17 protein-coding genes and 1 tRNA gene are annotated in these 23,944 nt (G+C 66.7%); all 18 read right to left on the bottom strand.

Annotated elements, in window-relative coordinates; genetic code table 11:
• Nucleotides 1-3 precede the first annotated feature (3 nt).
• The 18 genes from epsF to H3H36_RS19585 all read right to left on the bottom strand — a co-directional run bounded on the left by epsF (nt 4) and on the right by H3H36_RS19585 (nt 23,935).
• Entirely contained in the window at nt 4-1,413 is a 1,410-nt protein-coding gene (gene epsF, locus H3H36_RS19670; RefSeq protein WP_182219787.1) for a chain length determinant protein EpsF, read from the bottom strand.
• Nucleotides 1,414-1,462: 49 nt separating this feature from the next.
• Entirely contained in the window at nt 1,463-2,251 is a 789-nt protein-coding gene (epsE, locus tag H3H36_RS19665; protein ID WP_182219831.1) for a polysaccharide export protein EpsE, read from the bottom strand.
• Between the two features lie 53 nt (nt 2,252-2,304).
• The gene (locus tag H3H36_RS19660) at nt 2,305-3,267 is read right to left on the bottom strand and encodes an EpsD family peptidyl-prolyl cis-trans isomerase (protein ID WP_220459801.1); all 963 of its coding nucleotides are present in this window, start codon (nt 3,265-3,267) and stop codon (nt 2,305-2,307) included.
• Nucleotides 3,268-3,498: 231 nt separating this feature from the next.
• On the bottom strand, nt 3,499-4,881 hold the full coding sequence (locus H3H36_RS19655) for an undecaprenyl-phosphate glucose phosphotransferase (RefSeq protein WP_182219786.1): 1,383 nt from the start codon (nt 4,879-4,881) through the stop codon (nt 3,499-3,501).
• An 8-nt stretch (nt 4,882-4,889) separates the two neighbouring features.
• Nucleotides 4,890-6,071: an XrtB/PEP-CTERM-associated polysaccharide biosynthesis outer membrane protein EpsL gene (epsL, locus tag H3H36_RS19650; RefSeq protein ID WP_182219785.1), complete on the bottom strand. Its 1,182-nt coding sequence runs from the start codon at nt 6,069-6,071 to the stop codon at nt 4,890-4,892.
• A gap of 87 nt (nt 6,072-6,158) precedes the next feature.
• A complete protein-coding gene (locus tag H3H36_RS19645) occupies nt 6,159-6,821 on the bottom strand; it encodes a CAAX prenyl protease-related protein (RefSeq protein WP_182219784.1) in 663 nt (220 codons plus the stop codon).
• A 176-nt stretch (nt 6,822-6,997) separates the two neighbouring features.
• On the bottom strand, nt 6,998-8,908 hold the full coding sequence (locus tag H3H36_RS19640; protein ID WP_182219783.1) for an ATP-binding cassette domain-containing protein: 1,911 nt from the start codon (nt 8,906-8,908) through the stop codon (nt 6,998-7,000).
• Between the two features lie 173 nt (nt 8,909-9,081).
• A tRNA-Arg gene (locus H3H36_RS19635) sits at nt 9,082-9,156 on the bottom strand.
• Between the two features lie 105 nt (nt 9,157-9,261).
• On the bottom strand, nt 9,262-9,978 hold the full coding sequence (locus tag H3H36_RS19630) for a PEP_CTERM-anchored TLD domain-containing protein (RefSeq protein ID WP_229219999.1): 717 nt from the start codon (nt 9,976-9,978) through the stop codon (nt 9,262-9,264).
• Nucleotides 9,979-10,076: 98 nt separating this feature from the next.
• Nucleotides 10,077-10,475 (bottom strand): RidA family protein, encoded by a 399-nt coding sequence (locus H3H36_RS19625; RefSeq protein ID WP_182219782.1) that lies wholly within the window; start codon nt 10,473-10,475, stop codon nt 10,077-10,079.
• A gap of 43 nt (nt 10,476-10,518) precedes the next feature.
• Complete coding sequence (locus tag H3H36_RS19620) at nt 10,519-11,682, bottom strand: acyl-CoA dehydrogenase family protein (protein ID WP_182219781.1); 1,164 nt, start codon at nt 11,680-11,682, stop codon at nt 10,519-10,521.
• A gap of 2 nt (nt 11,683-11,684) precedes the next feature.
• Nucleotides 11,685-12,539 (bottom strand): enoyl-CoA hydratase family protein, encoded by an 855-nt coding sequence (locus H3H36_RS19615; protein WP_182219780.1) that lies wholly within the window; start codon nt 12,537-12,539, stop codon nt 11,685-11,687.
• 9 nt (nt 12,540-12,548) lie between these two features.
• Nucleotides 12,549-13,079 (bottom strand): MarR family winged helix-turn-helix transcriptional regulator, encoded by a 531-nt coding sequence (locus H3H36_RS19610; protein WP_220459800.1) that lies wholly within the window; start codon nt 13,077-13,079, stop codon nt 12,549-12,551.
• 36 nt (nt 13,080-13,115) lie between these two features.
• Complete coding sequence (locus H3H36_RS19605; RefSeq protein WP_182219778.1) at nt 13,116-13,901, bottom strand: SDR family NAD(P)-dependent oxidoreductase; 786 nt, start codon at nt 13,899-13,901, stop codon at nt 13,116-13,118.
• Nucleotides 13,902-13,932: 31 nt separating this feature from the next.
• Nucleotides 13,933-16,317, bottom strand: a complete 2,385-nt coding sequence (locus tag H3H36_RS19600; protein ID WP_182219777.1) for a bifunctional salicylyl-CoA 5-hydroxylase/oxidoreductase — start codon at nt 16,315-16,317, stop codon at nt 13,933-13,935.
• Nucleotides 16,314-17,993 carry an AMP-binding protein gene (locus tag H3H36_RS19595; RefSeq protein ID WP_182219776.1) on the bottom strand — a complete coding sequence of 560 codons (1,680 nt, stop codon included), beginning with the start codon at nt 17,991-17,993 and terminating at the stop codon, nt 16,314-16,316. The genes H3H36_RS19600 and H3H36_RS19595 overlap by 4 nt, the downstream gene beginning before the upstream one ends.
• 151 nt (nt 17,994-18,144) lie before the next feature.
• Nucleotides 18,145-18,870, bottom strand: a complete 726-nt coding sequence (locus H3H36_RS19590) for a response regulator (protein ID WP_182219775.1) — start codon at nt 18,868-18,870, stop codon at nt 18,145-18,147.
• 88 nt (nt 18,871-18,958) lie between these two features.
• Nucleotides 18,959-23,935, bottom strand: a complete 4,977-nt coding sequence (locus H3H36_RS19585; protein WP_311196662.1) for a two-component regulator propeller domain-containing protein — start codon at nt 23,933-23,935, stop codon at nt 18,959-18,961.
• Between the last annotated feature and the right edge of the window lie 9 nt (nt 23,936-23,944).

The raw sequence follows: 23,944 nt of genomic DNA, 5'->3' as shown, positions 1-23,944 counted from the left end.
TGCTTAATTGAGGCGCAAAGTACGCGGGAACAGTTTCTTCAGGCGGTGACCCGAGGCCGGCACCGCTTCTGTCCAGGCGATGTTCGCCAGCACGGGCACGCCCAGCACGTCGGCCAGATCGCTTTCGGAGCGCACGCGGCGATCGAGCATCTCGGCCAGCAAGGCCAGCCCGCCACCGAGCAAGGTGCCCAGGAACAGCGCCACCACCGTGTTGAGCACCACCTTGGGACCGGCCGGCTTGATCGGCGGCACCGCGGGGTTGAGCAGGGAAATCTCCGACTGTTCCGACTGTCCCTCGATGTTGGTCTGCGACAGGCGCTGCGACGTGGCGTCGAAGGCGTGCTGGGCGCTCTCGACATCCTTTTGCAGCACATTCATTTCGTCACGCGTGCGGTTCAGTTCCAGTACCTTGGCCTTCTGCTCGGCCAGGGCATTGCGGATCGCCGCCTCACGCTGCTGCAGGATGCCGGCATTGTTGCCCACCGAACGCGAGGTCACATGCAGGCTGTCCTGCAGCTCGGCGCGCATCCGTTCCACCTCGGCCTTGGCGCTCACGTATTGCGGGTGGTTCTTGCCCAGGCGCTGGGCCACCTCGGCCATCTTCGATTCCGCTTGCGCCAGGCTCAGCTTGAGGTTTTGCACCAGCGGGTTGGACGCCACGTCCGGCGATTCCGCGCCCGCTGCGCCACCGGCCATGCGCTGGCGCGAGTTCGCTTCCATCAACTGGCCCTGGGCTGCCACCAGCTGGGCCGACAGGTCGTTCAGGCGCTGCGACTCCACGTCGAGCCGGTTATCGACGCTGACGATGCCATGTTCCTGCTGGTACTTGGAGAGACGGCTTTGTGCCACCTCCACCGCGTCGCGCAAGGACTTGGTCTGCTCCTGGAAGTAGGTCGAGGCCTTCTTCATCGGATCGACCTTGAGCTGCACGCTGGCGCGCTGGTATTCCTCGGCGAAGGCATTGGCCACCGCTGCCACGAACTGCGGATCGGCACCCTTGAAAGTGATATCGACCACACTGCTCTCGCGCGCCGGCACCACCTCCAGCTTGAGCAGCAGCAGGTCAGCCAGCCAGTCACGCACGTTGCCGGCGCCGTCGGTGGCTTCCTGGAACTGGGCCTGGACGGCCGGACTGTCGGCCAGCTTCAAGTGATCCACCACCCGCAGCGCCACGTTCTTGCTGCTGATAATATCGATCTGGGTCGCCATATAGCCAGGCAGCAGCGCGCTGGGCATGGCCATGCCGGTCACGGGATCAATCCCCTTGTAGTTCATCAGCACGGAGGCGCTACCCTTGTAGGTCTTGGGCAGCAGCAGGCTCACTACCAGCGTGGTGCCGACCGTGAGCAGCAAGGTGGCAAGCAAGATACGCTTGCGGGCCAGCAGAATCAGGAAAAACTGGTGCACATTCATTTTAGACTTTCATATCGGCAGCATCACAGGAGCGGTCCGGAGGCGCACCTCAGAACCAGCTTTCCCGCACGTAGAGTACATCATCGGGCTGCAGCAGGTCGTCCTGTTTGGCGGCGATGCTTTGCACCACCCCCTTGGCGTCGCGGCGCTTGATCACGATGCCACGTTCGCTGCCGCGCGCAGTCAGGCCGCCGCCGGTGGACAAGGCTTGCACCACCGTCATCGAGCGTTCCAGACGGAATGGGCCGGGGCGTTGCACCTCGCCATAGATGTAGAAGCGCGGCGCCCGCTCCACGTAGATCAGGTCGTTGCCGGCCAGATCGAAGTCCTGGTTGAACTTGGCCGAGCGCACCATGTCGATGATGTCGATCACGTCCTTGGTGACGACACCATTGCGCTTGCGGATCAGGCTGACCGTGTCGCCGCCATCCTGGGCGATACCGCCGGCCACGGCCAGCATGTCGATCACGCTGCGCTTGCCTTCGATCGGGTAGCGGCCGGGCCGGTTCACCTGCCCCATCACGGATACCTGCTGGCTGATCACGGCCGTGACGATGATGTTGACCTGTGCCTTGCGCAGGAAGCCGCCGCTTTCCAGCAGGCCGCCGATCTTCTTCTCGGCCGCCGCCACCGACAGCCCGCCGATATCGACCTGGCCGATCAGCGGGAACGTGATGGCGCCCGCTTCACTGATGCGCGTTTCCAGCGCCAGATCGGGACTGCCGTAGACGGAAATCTTGAGCAAGTCGCCGGCACCCAGCAACAGATCCTGGGCGTGCGCGGTAAAGACGCTGAGGGCGAGCATGCACGCCAGCAGCCATTGCGCGATTTTTTTCATCATGTGTACCATTCCAAAAGTTGCAAAGCCCGGCGCGCCGGCCGGTGGACGATTTACTTCAGGCCAGCGACGCCGCGCTCGTTGACGCCGGCGGCGCTGCCGGTCGCACTGGCCGCCGCCGGCGCCGCGGCAGGCGGCGCAGACGCCGGCGCCGCGGCCTGCTTGCCCAGGTATTCGATCTTGGCCGCCGCACGCAGCCGCGCCAGTTCCGCGTCGGCCGCGTCCTTGTTCCTCTTATTGAACAGGAACTGTTCGATCTGCGGCGCCGCCACTTCCAGCGTGACGGGACTGTCGCGCACCTCGGTGATGGAAATGAGCATGGTACGCTCGCCTTCCTTGATCACGAACAGCTGCCCTTTGGGCATGGCCAGCAGCTTGGCGCTCAACTCGGACGGCAAGTCCGAACTGGCGCGCGCCAGCTGGGTGCGCGCGAACTTGACCTTGTGCCCATCAAGCCAGTTCGCCACGTCGTCGAGCGACTTGGCGCTATCCATGACCGCCTTCAAGTCGTCGCCCAGGTCGGCCGTGGCGATCACCAGCTCGCGCATGTCGAACAGCTTGCGGTTGGAGAAAAATTCCGGGTGCTTGGCGTAATAATCGGCCACCTCCTCCTTGGTCGGCCGGGCCACGGTGCCGATCCGCTTCTGCAGGTAGGATTGGGCGACGATCAGCGCCTTGGCACGTTCGATCGCCTGCACCACCTTGGGATCGCGGTCCGTCTTGTCCGCGGCCGCCGCGTTCTGCAGCAGTTGACGGTCGATCAGCGCCTCCAGCAATTGCTTGCTGGCCGCCGCCTGCTGGCTGCTCTGCACCCCCGCGCGCTGCATTTCCTCATTCAATTGCAGCACCGTGATTTCCTCGCCGTTGACGCTCGCTAGCGCCTGGCCGGACTTCTTCTCCTTACCGCCGCAAGCGCTCAGCCCGACGGCGGCCGCCAGCACCAAGCCGGCGCACAACAGGTGCCGGGAGGGCACGAACTTGTTCTTCTGCACGAAGCTGACAATCTCGAAGTTCAAAATAGTTCCTTTAACTTGATTTTGGAAACAATTCAATGCCGAAAACCGTGCGCACGCCGGCGCGCGAGGTGGCGGCCAAAATCGCGTGCAAAGTATGCGACCTCGACCATGAATTGTCAATATTATAAAAGGCGTACAGTGTTCAACAACCCGCCCCGTCACCTCAGCCACCGCTTGCCGCCCATCTTATCGCCGTTCCGGAAGGCCCGCACGCGATTTTTCGTCGCGTGCCTAATGGGCGTTGTCGCGCTTGAGTACCACTTTCACTGTGCGCAGGATGATCCAGATATCGAGCCACAGCGACCAGTTGCGCAGATAATCGAGGTCGTAGCGGATCCGCGCCTCCATCTTGTCCAGCGTGTCGGTCTCGCCGCGCAAGCCGTTCACCTGGGCCCAGCCCGTGATGCCAGGCTTGGCCTTGTGGCGCAGCATGTAGCCCTTGATCAGCTTGCGGTACTGCTCGTTGTGGGCCACCGCGTGCGGCCGCGGGCCAACGATACTCATGCGCCCCTGCAACACGTTTATGAACTGCGGCAACTCGTCGAGCGAACTCTTGCGCAGGAACGCCCCGACCCGCGTCACCCGCTGGTCGTTCTTGGTGGCCTGCACCACATGCGCGCCATCCTCGGCCACCGTCATCGAGCGGAACTTGTAGACGATGATTTCCTCGCCATACAGGCCATAGCGGCGCTGGCGGAAAATCACGGGACCGGGCGACGTACACTTGACGGCCAGCGCGATCACCAGCATGAGCGGCAGCAGCGCGAGCTGGATCAGGGCCGCCAGCACGATGTCGCTGGTGCGCTTGATCATGCTGTTAAAGCCGGTGAATGGCGTTTCGCAGATGGCGATCACCGGCATGCCGCCCACATTGTCAAAACGGGCCTGCATCAGGTCGAACACATAGATATCGGGCAGGAAATAGACCGAGGCCGTGGTGTCTTGCAGTTCGTCGAGCAGCTTACGGATCCTTGGCTGAGCTGAGATGGGCTGGCTGATGAAGATCATCTTCACGTGGTTGGCGCGCACATAGGCGGCGATGTCGGCCATGCGGCCCAGCATCGGCTGCCGCATGTCGGGTGGCCAGCGGTCTTCGGTACGGTCATCGAAAAAGCCGTGCACGCTCATGAACAGGTTGGGGTGGCGCTCGATGGTGCGGGCGAACTTCAGGCCCACGTCATTGGCGCCGACGATGATCACCGAGCGCACCTCGCTGGCCTTGGCCGGGTCGGACCCGATCACGCGGGCGGCCAGGTGACTGGTCAGCAGCACGAACGGGGTGGCCACGAACCAGGACAGCACGACCGTCTCGTCGTAGTGATAGGCGAGGCCACTGATGGAGCCAAGGAACACCAGGATCAGGGCCGTGACCACCCAGCCCACGACGATATCGCGCGAATAGGCCAGCATGCGGCCACTGCGCCAGGTCCGGTACGGGTCCACGTGCTGGTACACGGACGACGAGACGAAGAACGCCAGCACCATCAGCACCAGCGAATAACCCGTGAAAGGCTCGGCATAAATCATCGAAAACAGGTACAGGGTACCCATGATGATGAGTGGATCGAGGATGCGCTGAAAAAAGGAAATCAGGGGTATATCGTTGACGGTCATGGCTTGCTCTAGAACTGCCCCGTCGCCGTCAGCGACATACCTTTGGCCGTGTAGCCGCCCGTGCCCAGATAGACACTGCCCGTGCGGGTGTCGCGGAAGGCGCTGACGTTCAGCTGCACGGACTGGATCGGGGTGTAGGTCAGTCCGGCCTGAACCAGGTTGCCCGAATCGCTGGGAGCGCCGGCCAGCGTCACCGGATTGATCACATTGAAATTGCGCCGGTCGTGCCGCATCGACGCGTCGGCCATGAGCTTGGCCGAAATGGCCCAGTTGGCCCCCAGGCTGGCGCCCCTGACCAGGCCGCTGTTGACCAGCGTGCTTTCAATGGCCTGGTATTCGCGCCAGGTGCTGGCCGTGAATTTCACCTTGCCCAGTGGCTGCCAGAACACCGTCACGCGACCATTGGCGCCGCTGCCGTTATAACCGGTAAAGAAATTATAGTCACGGCGGGAGCGGCCGGCCAGCACCTGCAGCTGGGTCACGCCATTAATCAGCCAGTACACGTTGGCCTTGAGGTCATCCTGCTTGTAGCCATTGTCGATGACGGTGCCGGCAACAATGGGCTGGTTCGGATAACTGCCCTTGATATGGCGGGCCAGCACGCCGAAACGGCTGCCGCTGGCGGCCAGGTAATCGAGCCCCACGTCGCTGCTGTCCTCGGTACGGTTGATGTAGCGCTGGCTGGCCAGATCGTATTCGTACTTGGTGCTCGACACGCCGCCATGCACCTGCCAGCTGGGGTGGAAGCGCCAGTTCCCATCGGCATATTCGCGGCGCGTGGTGCGCAGGTTGCGCTCGCTGCTGTGGTAATCCGTAAACGGGGTCAGCACCTGGGCATAGGACGCGCCCACGTGGCCGGAAAAATTGCGCAACACAAACCACTGCCAGTCGGCCGAGACATCCTTGCCGTTGTAATTGAGCTGGTCGTAATGGTTAAAACTGACGCGCGACACCTTTGCCTGGCCGGTCAGGATCTGGCGCCCGATCGGACGCTCGAACAGCAAGCCGGCCTGCAACTGGGTCAGCGAGTCGGACCGGCTCCCTTGCGGCCCCGGCACGCCGTCGGGCAGGCGCAACAAATTGTCCTCGTAGCTGTAGGTGGCGGACACGAACGGATGAATGGTATCGCTGAGCGCGGCCTGGGCCGGACTGGCCAACGCCGCGCCGATCAGGGCGGCCAGGGGCAGCATGGGGCTGCGGAGATGACGTGCGTTTTTTGGCATGGAACTAGGCATGGGCGTCTTCTTTGTAAAATAAGAAACTATTATTTGTAAATATTACCAGTAAGTCCAATTGCCAGTGGAAATTATCCAGACCCCCAACAAGCCGTTGGTGACCCCGTGCGCAAGCACGGGCGGCCACAATGAGCCGCTGCGCATGTACAGCAGGCTGTACACGGCGCCGGCAACGATACCGGCCAGCCACAGATTGTGCTCAAACCCGAATAATACCACTGTGACAACAAATGGCTTCCATCCCAACCGTGCGGGCGCCACTTGCTGGAAGTGGGCCGACTCCAGCCAGCGCATCAGGTAGGAACGCCAGAACAACTCCTCCATGACGGGCACCACCAGCGCCGCGCCGGCCAGGCGCACCGTCACCAGCAGCCAGTCTATCTTGCCATCGCGGGCCGGATCAAATCCGGCGCTGGTGCCGACCTTCATCCAATCCGCATTGAGGTTTATCCACAACAACAGCACGACGATCCCGGCCGCCACGGCCTTGGCGGCGGCGCCCCGATTCAGGAATGGCGGCCCCAGTTCATCATAGTGGCGCCGAAAGGCCAGCAACAGCGCCAGCACCACCGCGATCTTGAACGGATACAGCCAGCGCAGCTGGCCCGCACTGACCCCGAGCCAGTCCAGCAGGTCAGCGATGGCGATAAAGGTGAGGTAGGCGGCGAAGGGCAGCACGCGGGGCCAGGCGGCACGCTCAAACATGACGCCCCCGGCGGTGGACGGGCGCGGCGCCGGCCGCGGACGGTGTAACGGAGCAGTCCAGCATGCTGATCCTGATTGAACAAAGGAGCAGGCCACCCGCAGGTGGCCCTAAACATGCATATACTACAACAAATAACGCGAACTGAGGAGCCCGTTTGCGGCCAGACTGGCGCCGTTCAATTCCGCGTGACCGCTTCGATCGCTTCCCAGCGCTCGAGCGCGGCCAGCAGCTGCGCCTCGATCTGCTCCATGCGCGCGTGCACGCGCTTGGCTTCGGCCGCATTCTTCTTGTAGAAATCAGGGTCCGACAATTGCAGCGCCAGCGCCGTCTGCTCGTCCTCCAGGCTGGCGATCAGCTGGGGCAATTCGTCCAGTTCGCGCTGTTCCTTGAAGCTGAGCTTGCGCGGCTTGGCGGCCGGCGCGGCGGCCGGCGCGGGCTTGCTGTCGGCCTTGGGCGCGCTCCTGGCGGGCGCAGACGCTGGCGCCGGGGCCGGCGTACGCACCCGTTCCCAGTCCGTGTAGCCGCCCACGAATTCGCGCCAGCGGCCCTCCCCTTCGGCCACGATGACCTGGGTCACGACGTTGTCGAGGAAGGTACGGTCGTGGCTGACAAGGAACACGGTGCCCGTGTAATCTTCCAGCAATTCCTCGAGCAATTCCAGGGTGTCGATGTCCAGGTCGTTGGTCGGCTCGTCCAGCACCAGGCAGTTGGCCGGCTTGGCGAACAGGCGCGCCAGCAACAGGCGGTTACGCTCGCCACCGGAGAGCGACTTGACGGGCGAACGGGCCCGCTCGGGCGCGAACAGGAAGTCGCCCAGGTAGCTCATCACGTGCTTGCGCTGGCCGTTGATCTCGACCCAGTCGCTGCCCGGTGCGATGGTGTCCATCAGGCTGGCTTCCTCGTTGAGCTGGGCCCGCATCTGGTCGAAATACGCCACCTGCAACTTGGTGCCCAGGCGCACCGTGCCGGCATCGGCCGCCTCCTCGCCCAGGATGATCTTGAGCAGCGTGGTCTTGCCGGCGCCGTTGGGCCCGATCAGGCCCACCTTGTCACCGCGCAGGATGGTGGCGCTGAAGTCCTTGATGATCACCTTCTCGCCATAGGTCTTGGCAATGTTCTCCAGCTCGGCCACGATCTTGCCCGAGCGTTCGCCGGCCGACACGTCCAGTTTCACCTGGCCCTGCTGCTCGCGGCGCGCGGCGCGCTGCAATCGCAGCGCCTCGAGCCGGCGCACCCGGCCCTCGTCGCGCACGCGGCGCGCCTTGACGCCCTTGCGTATCCACACTTCCTCCTGGGCCAGGAACTTGTCGAACTTGGCGTTTTCCACTTCCTCGATCTCCAGCTGCTCGGCCTTGCGCACCTGGTAGGCGCTGAAGTTGCCCGGATAGGACAGCAGGCGCCCCCGGTCGAGCTCGATGATGCGGGTGGCCACGTTGTCGAGGAAGGAGCGGTCGTGGGTGATGAACAGCACGCTGCCCTTGAAGTCGCGCAGCAAGCCCTCCAGCCACAGGATGGACGTGAAGTCCAGGTGGTTGGTCGGTTCGTCGAGCAGCAGCACGTCCGGCGCCGACACCAGCGCGCGCGCCAGCGCCACGCGCTTTTGCATGCCGCCCGAGAGCGTCTTCATCAGCATCTCGCCCGGCAGGTTGAGCTTGCCCAGCGTGGTGGCCACCTTGGTGGGCAGGCTCCAGGCGTCGGCCGCGTCGAGTTTGACCTGGATCTCGTGCATGCGCTCCATCAGCGCCTCGTCGTCGCCCTGGCCGAACTGGCCGGTCAGCGCGTCATACTCCTTGAGCAAGGCTGGCGAGTCGCCCATGCCGGCCGCCACGGCCTCGGACACCGTCATCTCCGGATCGAACACGGGTTCCTGCTCCACGTAGGCCACCTTCAGGCCCTGCTGCATCACCAGCAAGCCATCGTCGAGCTTGAAGCGGCCCGAGATGATCTTCAACAGCGACGATTTGCCGGTGCCGTTGCGGCCGATCAGGCCCACGCGCTCGCCCGTTTCGAGGGAAAATTCCGCGTGATCGAGTAGCGCGACGTGACCGAACGCCAGTTGCGCCGAGGATAAGGAGATGACTGCCATAGTGAGTGAGAAGGTGGCCAGGCAGGCGCCGAAACGGCGCGGTTGGCCAGATAAAGGATGAATGAAGCACGCATTGTACCGGCTGCGCCGCTGGCTGCGCCAATTCCCGTATGCAAATGCGATGAGGAATGATGGCGCCACAGCGGGTCGCACGGCACCGTACCGCAAGGGACTGGTATCGCCAACAGGAATCGAACCTGTATCTGATTCTTAGGAGGAACCTGTTCTATCCGTTGAACTATGGCGACACACTGAACGCAGCGCCATTGTACAGGCTAACAAAAAACCGCAACAGGGTCAGTCGAGAACTTTACGCGGTCATGGCCGTGCCCGCCGCACGGCCACGCCATTGGTCAGACGGATCGTGTGCGGCGCGCAAGCAGCGCCAGCAGACCCAGCCCCCCCAGCCACAAGGCGCCGGATGCGGGTTCCGGAACGGCGGAAATGGTATAAATCTCCATCGCGCCGAACGTGATGTTGGGACGCACGAAAGTCGAGCCGTCCAGCACACTGGTGTTGAAATTATAACGATTGGGGTCGGCGTACGAATACAGCAGCGAATAGCCGCCATGGGTCAAGTCAGCCGGCACATACAGGTCATTGCCAAGACCGAAGGTCGGACCGACATTGGCGGCGTTCAGTGTCTGGTAGGAGCCAACGGTATCCAGCGCATAGGTCTTGGGAGTCTGGCGATGGATCTCGCTGGTGGTCAGGTTGAACAGAAAACCGGTGCGTTGCGCCTGCTCAGTCGTGATGTGGTAACCGCCGCTCGATGCCCAACTTTGCGGGTTGTAACCGCCAATGAGCCACGTTTGGCCTTTTTCATTGGTGGCCTGCATCACGGCGATCGTACGCCCCTTGCCATCGGCAGCGTGATGGAATGCGGCCGAGGTATCGCCGTTGGCCTTGGTATAAATATTGGTAAATGCCACCGGGCCTTCGCCCAACCAGGTCGCCAGCTGTTGCTGTTCCGCGGCGTTCAGCAAGGAAGCTGCGCCGGCTGGCACCATCGTGGCGGACAGTGCCAACGCCGACCAGGCGGCCATACTCCATTTCAATTTGGATCCCATGATTCCCTCAATGCAAGTTACCAACATAGCCATTTCTTTGTCAAATATAGCACATTGATGGGATTGAATTACTTTTTTATATTACCAAATGAACACGATCATTCCACTGAGGGCACAATTGCCGTCACCTCGATCTCCACCCTGGCCCGGTCCTCGACCAGTCCCGCCACCTGCACGGCCGTCATGGCCGGATAATGCGCCCCCATGATCTCGCGGTAGGCCACGCCGATGGCGGGCCAGGCCGCCACGTACTCGCGCTTGTCGAGCACGTACCACGTCATGCGCACGATGTGCTCGGGGCGCGCGCCCGCCTCGGCCAGCACGGCCACGATGTTGTGCAGCGCCTGCCGGGTCTGAGCGGCGAAATCGTCCGTGTGGAACACGCCCTGGCTGTCCCACCCTATCATGCCGCTCACGTAGACGGCGGTGCCGCGCGCGGCCACCCCGTTGGCATAGCCGCGCGGACGCAGCCAACCCGGCGGCTGCAGGATTTTCATCTGTTCACTCATCTTCTCGCTTGATTTCCCTGTGAATTCCCTGTTAGTGCGCGGCCCGCAGCAGCTCGCGCGCGATGATCAGTTGCTGCACCTCCGTCGCGCCCTCGTAGATGCGCAGCGCGCGGATTTCCCGGTACAGCCGTTCGACGGGCTGCTCGCTGACCACGCCCAGGCCGCCGAACAGTTGCACGGCGCCGTCGATCACCTGCTGCGCCGTCTCGGTGGCCGTCAGCTTGGCCATGGCCGCCTCCTTGGTCACGTTGCGGCCCTGGTCGCGCTGCCACGCAGCCCGGTAGGTCAGCAGCGCGGCCGCATCGATGCCGGTCGCCATCTGGGCCAGCCGGGCCTGGGTGAGCTGGAAGTCGGCCAGCGCCTGGCCGAACAGCTGGCGTCCCGTGGCACGCGCCAGCGCCTCGTCCAGCGCACGGCGCGCGAAGCCCAGCGCGGCCGCCGCCACCGAAGTGCGGAACACGTCCAGCGTGGCCATGGCCACCTTGAAGCCCTGCCCCGCTTCGCCGATGCGCGCGCTGGCCGGCACCCGGCAGCCGGTGAACCGCAGCCGCGCCAGCGGATGGGGCGCGATCACGTTGATGCGCTCGGCGATCTCGAATCCTGGCAGGCCCGCGTCCACGATGAAGGCGCTGATGCCGCGCGCGCCCGGCTGCTCGCCCGTGCGCGCGAACACCACGTAGAAATCGGCGATGCCGCCATTGGAAATCCACGTCTTCTCGCCATCGAGCACGTAATGGTCGCCCTCGCGCACGGCCGCGCACGCCAGGGCCGCCACGTCCGAACCGGCCTGCGGCTCGGACAGCGCGAAGGCGGCGATGGCCGCGCCGCTGGCCACGCGCGGCAGATACGCGGCGCGCTGGGCGGCGCTGCCGAACAGGGAGATGGCGCCCGAACCGAGGCCCTGCATGGCGAACGCGAAATCGGCCAGGCCGGAATGGCGCGCCAGCGTTTCGCGGATCAGGCACAGGGCGCGCGTGTCGATGGCGTCGTCCTGGCCGCCCCACTGCTCGCCGCCCACGGCGTGGCGCAGCCAGCCGGCCGCGCCCAGTTGTGCCACCAGCTGGCGGCAGGCCGCGTCCACGTCGCCGTGCTGGCCCTCGACGATGTTGGCGCCGGCCCAGGCGTCCAGCGCCCGCTCCAGTTCAGCGTGCCGGGGCGCCAGGAAGGGCCAGTCCAGGTAGCTCTTGTCGGCCATGCTCAGTCCCCCTCGAACGCCGGCTTTTGTTTGGCCACGAACGCGTGGTAGGCGCGGTGGAAATCGTTGGTGGCCATGCAGATGGCCTGGGCCTGGGCTTCCGCCTCGATCGCCTCGTCCACGCCCATGTTCCATTCCTGCTGCAGCATCTTCTTGGTCATGCCGTGGGCGAAGGTGGGGCCGTCGGCCAGGCTTTGGGCCAGCGCCTGCGCGGCGCCGGCCAGCGCGTGCGGCTCGTGCAGGCTGTTGAAGAAGCCCCAGCGCTCCCCTTCCGCGCCGGACATGGAACGGCCCGTGTACAGCAGTTCGGCCGCGCGGCCCTGGCCAATCACGCGCGGCAGCAGCGCGCACGCGCCCATGTCGCAGCCGGCCAGGCCCACGCGCGTGAACAGGAAGGCCGTCTTGCTGCGCGCCGTGGCCAGGCGCAGGTCCGAGGCCAGCGCCAGGATGGCGCCGGCGCCGGCGCAGATGCCGTCCACGGCCGCCACCACCGGCTGCGGGCAGGCGCGCATGGCTTTCACCAGGTCGCCCGTCATGCGCGTGAACGCCAGCAGGCCGGGCATGTCCAGTCTGGTCAGCGGGCCGATGATGTCGTGCACGTCGCCGCCGGAGCAGAAGTTCTCGCCGGCGCCGGTGACGACGATGGCCTTCACATCCTGCGCGCAGGCCAGCGCGCGGAACAGGTCGCGCAGCTCGGCGTAGGATTCGAAGGTGAGCGGGTTTTTGCGCTCCGGGCGGTTGAGCGTGACGGTGGCCACGCCACGGGCCACGTGGAACAGGAAATGGCTGGCCTGGTAATCGGCCAGCGCGGTGGCGTTGCCGGGCAGGCGCTGCGCTTCGCCGGGGAGGTATCGCATGGGGTGTCCTTATTTTTCGTCGGAGGCGTTCAGGTGGCGCTTCATCTGCGACAGCAGGTCGATCAGCTGGCCCTTGTCGGCGCTGGACATGTCCTGCAGCAGTTCGGCGATCCATTGTTCGTGCACGGCCGCCATGGAGGCGAAAGCGCGGCGGCCGGCGGGCGTCAGCTTGACGCTGTAGGCGCGGCCGTCCTTGGGGTCGGGCACGCGCAGCACCAGCTTTTCCTGCTCCAGCTGGTCGGTAATGCCGGTGATATTACCGCCCGTGACCATCATGCGCCTGGACAGCTCGCCCATGCGCAAGCCCTGCGGATACCGTTCCAGCTGCGCCATCAGGTCAAAGCGCGGCAAGGTGATGCCGAACGTGGTGCGCAGCCGGCTGCGGATCTCGTTCTCGATGCGCATGGTGCACGAGAGCATGCGCAGCCACAGCTTGAGCGACTGGTGATGGTCGTCCGTGAGGCGGCTGGCCACATCCAGCACGGGTTCTTCGCCATCTGGCGGCGCGGCAGGATGGGCGTGGTTCTCTGAGCGTGACATCGTCATTCGTTCCAATCAGTTCCGTTGCATGAGGCTTTACATCACTTCGCCGCCGGCGACGGCGATGGCCTGGCCCGTCATGGCGGCCGATTCAGGCAGGCACAGCCAGGCCACGGCGTTGGCCACCTGCTCCGGCTGCACCAGCCGTTGCTGGGGATTGCCGGCCGCCAGCCCGGCGCGCGCCTGCTGCTCGTCGCGGCCCGTTTTGGCCACGATGTTGGCGATGGCCTCGCGCACCATGTCCGTCTCCGTGTAGCCGGGGCAGACGGCGTTGACGGTCACGCCGCGCGCGGCCACTTCCAGCGCCAGCGCACGCGTCAGGCCCACCACGCCGTGCTTGGCCGCCACGTAGGCGGCCACGTAGCGGTAGCCCACCAGCCCCGCCGTCGAGGCCACGTTGACGACGCGGCCCCAGCCCGCCTCCAGCATGGCCGGCAGCGCCGCCTGGGTGCAGTGGAAGGTGCCCGTCAGGTTCACGTCCAGCATGCGCTGCCACAGCGCCGCGTCGGTCTTGGAAAATGGCGCGGAGGCGGCCTGGCCGGCGTTGTTGACGAGGATGTCGATGCGTCCCGCGCGGCGCGCCGCGCGCGCGCAGCCGGCCAGCACGCTGGCCTCGTGCGTGACGTCGATGATCTCCGTTTCCACCCGGCCCAGCGTATCCAGTTGCGCGGCCATCTCGGCCAGCGCGGCGCCGTCGCGTCCGGCCAGCGTGACGCTGGCGCCGCGCAGCAGCAGCGCCCGCGCGCAGGCCGCGCCGATGCCGCGCGCGCCGCCCGTGACCAGCGCGTGCCGTCCTTCCAGCGATGCGGCGACGGGATTCATGGTTCAGCCTTCAAGGTTCAGTCCTCATGTGTCAGCCCTCCAGCAGGCGCGCGGCCAGTTGTTGTGGTGTGAGGCCGGCGCTGGCGGCGGCCAGCTGGCGCTCGCGCTCCAGGTTGCGTTCCAGCTGCTGCTTGCCGGCCAGGTACTGTCTGGGCCAGGCCGCGCCAGCGTAGCCGATGCGGGCCGCTTCGGCCAGCGTCCAGGCGGGGTTGGCCAGGTGCGGCCGGCCCACGGCGCACAGGTCGGCGCGCCCGGCCGCGATGATGCCGTTGGCGTGGTCGGCCTCGAAGATGGAACCGACGGCGATGGCGCCAATGCCGGCCTCGTTGCGCACCCGGTCCGCGAACGGGGTCTGGAACATGCGCCCGTACCGGGGCCGTTCCAGCTTGCTGACCTGGCCCGACGAGCAGTCGATCAGGTCGGCCCCGGCCTGCTTGAACAGGCGCGCGATGCGCACCGCGTCGTCCGGCGTGATGCCGCCCTCCACCCAGTCGTGGGCCGAGATGCGCACGCTCATCGGCTTGTGCCGTGGCCACACGGCCCGCACCGCCGCGAACACGCGCAGCGGGAAGCGGCAGCGGTTTTCCAGGCTGCCGCCGTACTCGTCACCGCGCTCGTTGGTGAGCGGCGAAATGAACGACGACAGCAGGTAGCCGTGCGCGCAATGCAGTTCCAGCCAGTCGAAACCGGCTTCCTCGGCCGCCAGCGCGGCGCGCACGAAGTCCGCCTCGATACGCGCCATATCGTCCACCGTGACGGCGCGCGCCGTCTGCGACACGCCGGCCAGGTATTGCTGCGGCGAGGCCGACACCAGCGGCCAGTTGTCCCGCTCCAGCGGCAGGTCGATGCCGTCCCACATGGCGCGGGTGGAGCCCTTGGCGCCGGCGTGGCCCAGTTGCAGCGCGATCTTCGCGTCGCTGCTGGCGTGGACGAAATCGACGATGCGCTTCCACGCCGCCGTGTGTTCGGGCGCGTACATGCCGGGGCAGTAAGGCGTGATGCGGGCGTCGGCCGACACGCACGTCATCTCCGCGCACACCAGCGCGGCCCCGCCCAGCGCGCGCGCGCCCAGGTGGGCCAGGTGGTAGTCGCCCACGGTGCCGTCCACGGCGCTGTACTGCGCCATCGGCGAGACGACAATGCGGTTCTTGAGCGTGAGCCCGCGCACCTTGAACGGCGTGAACATGGGCGGGATGGCCAGGCTCTCCGGCGCCGGCAGCTGCGCCTGCGCGTACGCGCGCCGCGCGAACCACGCTTCAAAGCTGGCCACGTAGGCCGCGTCGCGCAGGCGCAAATTCTCGTGCGACAATCGCTGGCTGCGGGTCAGCATGGAATAGGCGAACTGCTGCGCCTCCATGGCGCTGTAGCGTTCCACGTTCTCGAACCATTCCATCGAGTTGCGCGCCGCGCTCTGGATCTTCAGCACTTCCACCGCGCGCACCTGCTGGTAGGCGGCCAGCGCGGCGGCCGTGTCGTCGTGCTCACCGAAGCAGCGCGCCAGTTCGATCGCATCCTCCAGCGCCAGCTTGGTGCCGGAGCCGATCGAATAGTGGGCCGAGTGGGCCGCGTCGCCCATCAGCACCACGGGCACCGCACCATTGGGCGTGCGGTTCCAGTGCACCCACTGCGCACACACGATGCGGGGGAACTTGATCCACACGCTGGAGCCGCGCAGGTGGGCCGCGTTCGACATCAGCGCGTGGCCGTCGAGCTGCTCGGCGAACAATTGCTCGCACCATGCGATGCTCTGCTCCTGGCTCATCTCCTCCAGCCCGGCCGCCCGCCACACGGTTTCCGGCGTCTCCACGATGAAGGTCGAGGTGTCGCCGTCGTACTGGTAGATGTGGGCCTGGAACCAGCCGTATGGGGTCGGCTTGAAAGCGAAGGTGAAGGCGTCGAACTTCTTCTTCGTACCCAGCCACACGAAGCGGCACTGGCGCGTTTCGATCTGCGGCGCGTAGGTGGCGGCGTAACGCGCGCGGATACGGGAATTGAGGCCGTCGGACGCGATCACCAGGTCGGCGCCGTAGCGGGCGGCGATCTCCTGGTCATCGGTGACCTCCGTCTCGAACACCAGCCGCACGCCCAGCTCCTCGCAACGCTGCTGCAGGATGTTGAGCAGGCGCTTGCGGCCGATGCCGCAGAAGCCATGGCCGCCGGAGCTGACCTTCTGGCCCTTGAAGTGGATATCGATGTCGTCCCAGTGGTTGAACGATTGCAGGATGGCGCGCGCGGTCGGTTCGTCGGCCGTCGCCAGGTTGCCCAGCGTCTGATCGGAAAACACGACGCCCCAGCCGAACGTATCGTACGGCCGGTTACGCTCGATGACGGTGATGACGTGCGCCGGATCCTGCTTTTTCATGAGCAGGCCGAAATACAGCCCGGCCGGGCCGCCCCCTATGCATACGATGTTCATGGCGCCGATTTTCCCACGCCGTGTTGTCCCTGCTCGCGCAGCTTGAAGCGCTGCAGCTTGCCCGTCTCCGTGCGCGGCAGCGAAGCCCGGAAGCGCACGGCGCGCGGATACTTGTACGGCGCGATCTGCCGCTTGACGAATTCCTGCAGCTCGGCCGCCAGCGCATCGCCGGGCGCGAACGCCGGCTTGAGCACCACGTGGGCTTCCACGATCTGCCCGCGCTCGGCATCGGCCCGGCCCACCACGCCGCATTCGGCCACGGCCGGGTGCCGCAGCAAGGCTTCCTCCACTTCCGGCCCGGCGATATTGTAGCCGGCCGAGATGATCATGTCGTCCGTGCGCGAGCGGTAGTGAAAATAGCCGTCCTGGTCCATCTCGTAGGCGTCGCCCGTCAGGTTCCAGCCGTTCAGCACGTACTCGCGCTGGCGCGCGTCGTCCAGGTAGCGGCAGCCGGTGGGGCCTTGCACGGCCAGCCGGCCGATCACGCCCGGCCCCACCGGCGCGCCATCCGGCCCCAGGATGCAGGCCCGGTAGCCCGGCACGGGCTTGCCGGTGGCGCCGGGGCGCACCTGGTCGCCGGCGGCGGAAATGAAGATGTGCAGCAGTTCCGTCGCGCCTATGCCGTCGATCATTTCCAGGCCCGACGCCAGGCGCCAGGCGTCGCGCGTGGCCAGCGGCAGCGCCTCGCCGGCCGACACGCTCTGGCGCAGGCTGGCGATGTCGTAGCGGTCGGCCAGCGGCGCCATCTGGCGGTAGAAGGTGGGCGCCGTGAAGCTGATGGTGGCGCGGTGGCGTTCGATGGCCGCCAGCAGCGTTTCCGGCGTCAGCTTTTCCAGCAGCACGGCGCTGGCGCCGACCCGCAGCGGGAACAGCAGCAACCCGCCCAGGCCGAACGTGAAGGCCAGCGGCGGCGTGCCGATGAACACATCGTCCGGACGCGAACCGAGCACGGAGCGGGGGAAGCAGTCGCAGATGGCCAGGATGTCGCGCTGGAAGTGCATGGTCCCCTTCGGCACGCCCGTGGTGCCGGAGGTGAAGCTGATCAGGCACACGTCGTCGGCCGCCGTGTCCACCGGGGCGTAGCTGGCCGGCTGGCGCGCCATGCGCGCCTCCAGTCCCGTCACGGCCGCCGCGTCGCCAAAATACAGCACGCGCTGCGGCACGCCGAGCGCCGCTTCCATTTCCTCGCGCAGGCTGGCCGCGCACAGCACGGCGTTGACGCGGGCCTTGGCCAGGATCACGCCCAGCTCGCGCGCCCGCAGCAGCGGCATGGTGGGCACGGCCACCAGGCCGGCCTTGAACACGGCCAGGATGGCGGCCGCCATCATCGGCGTGTTGGCGCCGCGCAGCAGCACGCGGTTGCCCGTCTCCAGCCCCAACTGGCCGCGCAGCACGTGGGCGATGCGGTCCACCTGTTCCAGCAGGCGGGCATAAGTCCATTGTTCGCCGGCGCCACGGATGGCGATGCGCTCGCCGGCGCCATTGGCCACGGCGCGGTCCAGCAGCTCGGCCACGCAATTGAGCCGGGCCGGATAATGCAGCTCCGGCAGGTCGAAGCGCAGCACCGGCCACTGCTCCGGCGGTGGCAGGTGGTCGCGCGTATAGGGATCGGTGTGGGCGCTGGCGCCCATGCTGGCATGGCTTGCGCCGGCGCTGCTGGCAGTCGGTCTGGTCATGGTCGCCCTGAAGTTGGTGGTCGTATCCTCACAGCCTGTGACGGATACTTTAAACCTAAACTATCTCGACTTCAAGCGCGAAAGCGAAACGCGGCGGGCAGATCGCCGTGCCGTGCCATGCGGGGCCGATCAGCGCAAATTGAGCGCAAGTTCAGCGCAAGGCCAGGCGGGCCAGGCTGGATTGGTGCTCGACGGCGCGCACCACGTCCGATAACACGGCCTGCACGGCCGTCACGGACAACTGCCCCGCCACCAGCGCCTGCAGGCCGGCGGCCGCGCCGTGCAGGCCGAGCGTGACGCAGCCCGTATGCAGCCGCTCCAGGCGCAGCCGCGCCTCGTGCTGCGCGCCGCGGGCCAGCAGCTGGTGCAATTCCTCGCCGGCGGTGGCCAGCTGGCTCTGGAAACCGCCCAGGTAGACCAGCAGGCGTTCGGCGTTGATGCCCAGCCGCAGCTGGGTGGCGGCCGGCGTCTCGGCCAGGTGGTCCACTTCGTCCGGGATCGGCGGCGCTGGCGGCGCCAGGAAGCGCGCCAGGTGCACCCGCACCTGCTCGGCCTGGAACGGCTTGACCACGTAGCCGGCCGCGCCGCCCTCGCTGGCCAGTTGCACCGTGTCGCCATCGGTGGCCGAGGTGACCAGCACGAACGGCATGGCTTGCAGTTCCGGGTGGCGCTTGACCCGCTGCAGCAGCTCCATGCCCGACAGGCGCGGCATGCGCAGGTCGCAAAAACAGATGGCTGGCCGCAGTCCCGCCTCCAGCTGCTGCCACGCGTCGGCCCCGTCTTCGGCTTCCACGATCTCGAATGGGCCGCAGCTGTCGATCAGGTGCATCAGCACCATGCGCGATACGACATCGTCATCCACCACCAATACTTTCATGTTGCTCTCCAGTGCCTGTGCGCGATCGGCACCGCCATCATCTTACCCGATCACAGGTGGTTCTAAACAGGGCGCGGCGGCGAAAAAATCACAGTGCGGCAGCAGCGGCCGCCGTCTGTTCGAGCAGTTGGCGCAGGCGCGGCAAGCCGGCCTCGATCTGCGCCCAGTAGCCATGGTCGGCCGCCAGTTCCAGCTCGCCGCACAGGGCTTGCAGTTCCTGCTCCTCCAGGTAGCCGGCGCTGCCCTTGATACCGTGCAGCAGGCGCCCGGCCGCCTCGCCGTCGCGGCTGGCCATGGCCCGGTCCAGCTCGGCCAGCCGGCCCGGCACGTCCTGCAGGAAGGCGCCGCGCAGGCGCGCGCGCAAGTCGCCCTTGCCGCTATGCTGGGCGGCGCGGGCCGATTCCGGCCCGGCCGGCGCCACCCCGAACATGGCGTCCAGGTCCGCCGTGCTGGCTGCCGGCGCCCGCCGTGGTTCCATGCGCGGCAGCGCCACGCCGCGCTGCAACTGGCGTTCGATGGCGCGGCTCAACTGCCAGTGCAGGGCCGCCTCGTCGATCGGCTTGGTCAGGAAGTCGTCCATGCCGGAGGCCAGGTAACGGCTGCGGTCCTCCTCGCTGGCGTTGGCCGTCAACGCGATGATCATCAGTTCCTGGTCGCGCACGGGCGCGTCCGGCGTGCCGCCGGAGCGAATCAGCCGGGTGGCGCTGGCGCCGTCCATTTCCGGCATGCGCCCGTCCATCAGGATCAGGTCGTAGCGCGTCATGGAGCAAGCCTTGACGGCCAGCAGGCCATTGGCCGCGATGTCGACCTTGTGGCCCAGGTCTTCCAGCATCATGCGGATGATGATCTGGTTGGTGGGGAAGTCCTCCGCGCACAGCACCTTGAGCTGGTGGCTGTGCGGCTCGCGCGGCACGTGCGGCACCAGCGGCGGCGCCACGCCATTGGCCATCGGCAGCTCGAACGAGAAGGTGCTGCCCACGCCCGGCGTGCTGGCCACGCGGATCTCGCCGCCCATCAGCTCGACCAGCTGGCGGCAGATGGCCAGCCCCAGCCCCGTGCCGCCGTAGCGCCGGGTGGTGGTGGAATCGGCCTGCTCGAACTTCTGGAACAGGCGCGACATGGCGTCGGCCGGAATGCCGATGCCCGAATCGGCCACCGTGAAGCGGATCAGGTTCACGCCGGGCGCCGCGTCCACCCCGCCCTGCGACTGGCCCGGCGCCACCTTTTCCACCCGCATGCGCACGGCGCCGCGCTGGGTGAACTTGAAGGCGTTGCCCACCAGGTTGACCAGCACCTGGCGCAGGCGGGTCGGGTCGCCCACCACGAATTGCGGCAAACCGTCGCCAAACTCCAGGCTGAAGCCCACGCTGTGGGCGGCGGCCTGCTCCTCGAACAGGCTGACCACGTTCTCCACGGCCGCCGCCAGCGCGAAGTCGATGTTCTCGATGGTCAGCTTGCCCGCCTCGATCTTGGAAAAATCCAGCAAGTCGTTGATGATCGACAGCAGCGACTGGGCGTTGACCTGGCCGCGCAAAATCTGCTCGCGGGTGCTTTCCTGCAGCTGGCTGTCGCGCAGGGCGAAGCTCAGCATGCCGATCACGCCGGCCAGCGGGGTGCGCATCTCGTGGCTCATGTTGGCCAAAAATTCCGACTTCTGGCGGGTGGCGTCTTCCGCCTTCTGCTTGGCCAGGCGCAGCCGCTCGTCGTTCTCCTGCAGCGCGCGGTTGGCCAGCGCCAGCTCGTCCGTGTGCAGCCGCACCTGGCGCTCCTGCAGCAGCAGCTGTTCCTGCGTCAGGCGCAACGCCTGCAACGCTTCCTCCAGCTGCTGGTAGGCGCGCGCGTTCTCCAGCCCCACGGCGGCGTGGGCGGCCAGCGTCTGCATCATGTCCAGGTGCACTTGCTGGTAGGCGTGCCTGCCTTCGCTCTGCACGCACAGCAGGCCCACCACCTTGTCGTTGACCACCAGCGGGGTGTAGATCATCGAGCGCGCCACGGCCGGCGGCACGCCGTCCTCGCGCATGCAGGGCACGCTCAGGTTCAAGCCGGAATCGTCGATGTAGCGCTGGTATTCGGCGTCGATATCGTTGATGAATATTTCGCTGCGGTGGGTCACGCACCACACGGCCAGCTGGTTGGGGTTGTCGAGCCGGCGCGTGTAGGGCAGCGTGCGCACCCCGCTTTCGATCGCGAACGGGAACTCGATGATGCCGCGCTCCTCCTGCACGAAGCCGATGCCGAACATCTGCGCGTCCATCAGGTGGTGCACGTGGCGGTACAGGGTGCGCATGGTCGTTTCCATGTCCAGCGTGGCGCTCATCTCGCGTCCCAGTTCACTCAGCACGGAGATGTTGCGGTGGGCCTGCTCCACGTTCTCCTTCTGGCGCTCCACTTCCTGCTTCTGGCGCTCGGTGTCGATGCGGCGCTGCTCGGCCTCGGCGCGCTGGGCCTCCGCCTCCAGCCGGCGCTGCTCCAGTTCCCGGGTCTGCTGGCGCAGCAGCAGGTTCTTCTGCTCCACCTCGGCCGTGCGCAAGCTCACCTGCTGTTCCAGCAGCGTCTTCTGGCGCCGCAGGCCGCGCATGCGGGCCTGGTAGGCCGCGTAGCCGGCCGTCGCCAGCGCCACGGCGGCCAGGGTGCGGAACCACCACGTCTTCCAGAACGGCGGCCGGATGGTGATGACCAGCGAGGCCGCGTTGTCGTTCCAGATGCCGTCCTTGTTGGCGGCCTTGACGCGGAAGATGTACTGGCCCGGATCGAGGTTGGTGTAGGTGGCGAAGCGCTTGGTCGAATCGGTCACCACCCAGTCCTTGTCGAAGCCCTGCAACTGGTAGGCGAAGCGGTTGCGCTGCGGGGCCGCGTAGTGCAGCGCCGTGAATTCGAGCGAGAACACGGAATCGGCCGGATCCAGCGTGAGGGCGCTGGTGTGCTCGATGGCGCCGCTCAGCACGTGGCCATGCGCGCCCTGCCCTGGCCGCAGCGACTTGTTAAACACCTGGAAGTCGGTGATGGCCACGGTGGGCGCCACGCTGTTCTCGCGCACTTCGGCCGGGGCGAACGCCGTGATGCCGTTGAAGCCACCGAAGTACAGCGTGCCGTCGGCCGCGCGCAGGGCCGAGCCGTCGAAATAGGCACCCTCGATGGTGCCGTCGGCGCCCGAATAGTTGCGTACCATGCCGGTGCGCATGTTCAGCCGCGACAATCCCGTGTTGGTGCTCAGCCAGAGGTGGCCGGCGCCGTCGGGCAGGATGGAGGCGATGGCGTCGTCGCCGATGCCGTCGCGGCGCAGGTAGCGCTGGAATTTCACGCTGCCGTCGGCGCCCTGCTCCATGCGGTTCAGGCCCGCCGCCGTGCCGACCCAGATCGTGCCCTGCTCGTCCTCGTACAGGTAATGCACCTCGTCGTGACTGAGGCTGTTGGGGTCGGCCGGATCGCGCCGGAAGTGGCGGAAATGGCCGCTCTTGCGGTCCAGCAGATCGAGGCCGTTGAAGGTGCCCACCCACAGGTTGCCGCGCCGGTCTTCGAGGATGGGACGCACCACGTTGTCGGCCAGGCTGGTGCTGTCGGCCGGATCGTGGCGGTAGGTGTGGCTGGCGCCCGTGCGCGGGTCGAAGCGGTGCAGGCCGCCACGCGAGGCGATCCACAGCAGCCCGCCGCGGTCGCCCACGATGTTGCGGATGGTGTCGCCGGCCGGGTCGCCGTGCGAGAACGACCACGCCTTGATGGCGCCGCTGGCCGCGTCCATGCGGTTGATGCCAGCCCGCCCGCCTATCCACAGGTTGCCGCCCGCGTCGCGCCACAGGGCCGTCACCAGGTCGTCGCTCAAGCCGCCGGGCGCGCGGTGCCAGGTGCGCGCGTGGCCGGTGGCCGGGTCGTACAGGTTGAGGCCTTCGCTGGTGCCCAGCCACAGCTGGCCGTGGCCATCGGCCACGATGGCGCGCACCTTGTTGTCCGACAGGGCTTGCGGCTGGTCGGCCTGGCGCACCAGCCGCGCGAAGCCGCCGCTGCCCATGTCGACCCGGCTCACGCCATCGTTCCAGGTGCCGACCCAGAACGTGCCCACACGGTCGCGGAACAGGGCCGAGATCTGGTCGTCGGCCACGCTGTGGCTGTCGCCGAGCTGGTGGCGGTACTGGGCCAGCCGGTTCTCGTGCGGCAGCCAGCGGTACAGGCCATCGGCGCCGCTGCCTATCCACAGGTTATGGTCGCCGTCCTGGTAGAGGACGGTGATGTTGCCGCCCTTGAGGCCTTCGCGCGCGCCCAGGCGGTGACGCTCGGGCACCCCTTCGCTCAGCTTCCACCGTTCCAGCCCGGCCAGCGTACCCACCCACAGCGCGCCATCCTGGTCCAGCTGCAGGGCCGCCACGAAGTTGGCCTTGGCGTCGGGCGCCGTGTCCATCTGGAAGTGCTGGAAACGGGTGGCGCCCGGCGCCAGCATGTCCAGCCCCGTGGCCGTGCCCACCCACAGCCGGCCGGACCAGTCGCGCACCAGCGCGTTGACCTGGTCGTCGGCCAGGCTGGCCGCGTCGGCGTCGTCGTGGTGCCAGCTGGTGAAGCGGGCGCTGGACGGGTCGAAGTGGTGCAGGCCGTCGCCGGTGGCCAGCCACAGGCCGCCCAGGCCATCGTCGACGATGGCGCGCACGTGGCGGTTGCCGTTGCCGCGCTTGGCCGATTCGTGCGACAGGAAGTGGTCGAAGCCGCGGCTGCGCGGGTCGTAGCGGTCCAGGCCGCCGTCCGTACCCACCCACAGCTGGCCGGCGCTGTCGAGATGCAGCACGCGCACCCAGTTGTCGCCCAGGCTGCGCGGATCCGACACCACGCTCTTGTAGGTGACGGTGCGGTAGCCGTCGAAGCGGGTCAGGCCGGCCTGGGTGCCGAGCCAGATGAAGCCTTGCTTGTCCTGGGCGATGGCCAGCACGGATTCCTGCGCTAGCCCGTGCTCCACCGTCAGCTGCTCGAAGCGCAAGGTGCGCGGCGGCGCGCCGGCACTGGCCGCGTGCATGCCGGCGGCCCACAGCAGGGCCACCGGCAACAGCAACAGGCAACAGAGGCGTCGGATCAGCAACGGCACACGGGTTCC

It is taken from the genome of Rugamonas fusca (assembly GCF_014042365.1).
Taxonomy (GTDB): Bacteria; Pseudomonadota; Gammaproteobacteria; order Burkholderiales; family Burkholderiaceae_D; genus Rugamonas; species Rugamonas fusca.
Note: the sequence above shows the minus strand (reverse complement) of the source record. Positions and strands in the feature narration are given on the sequence as shown.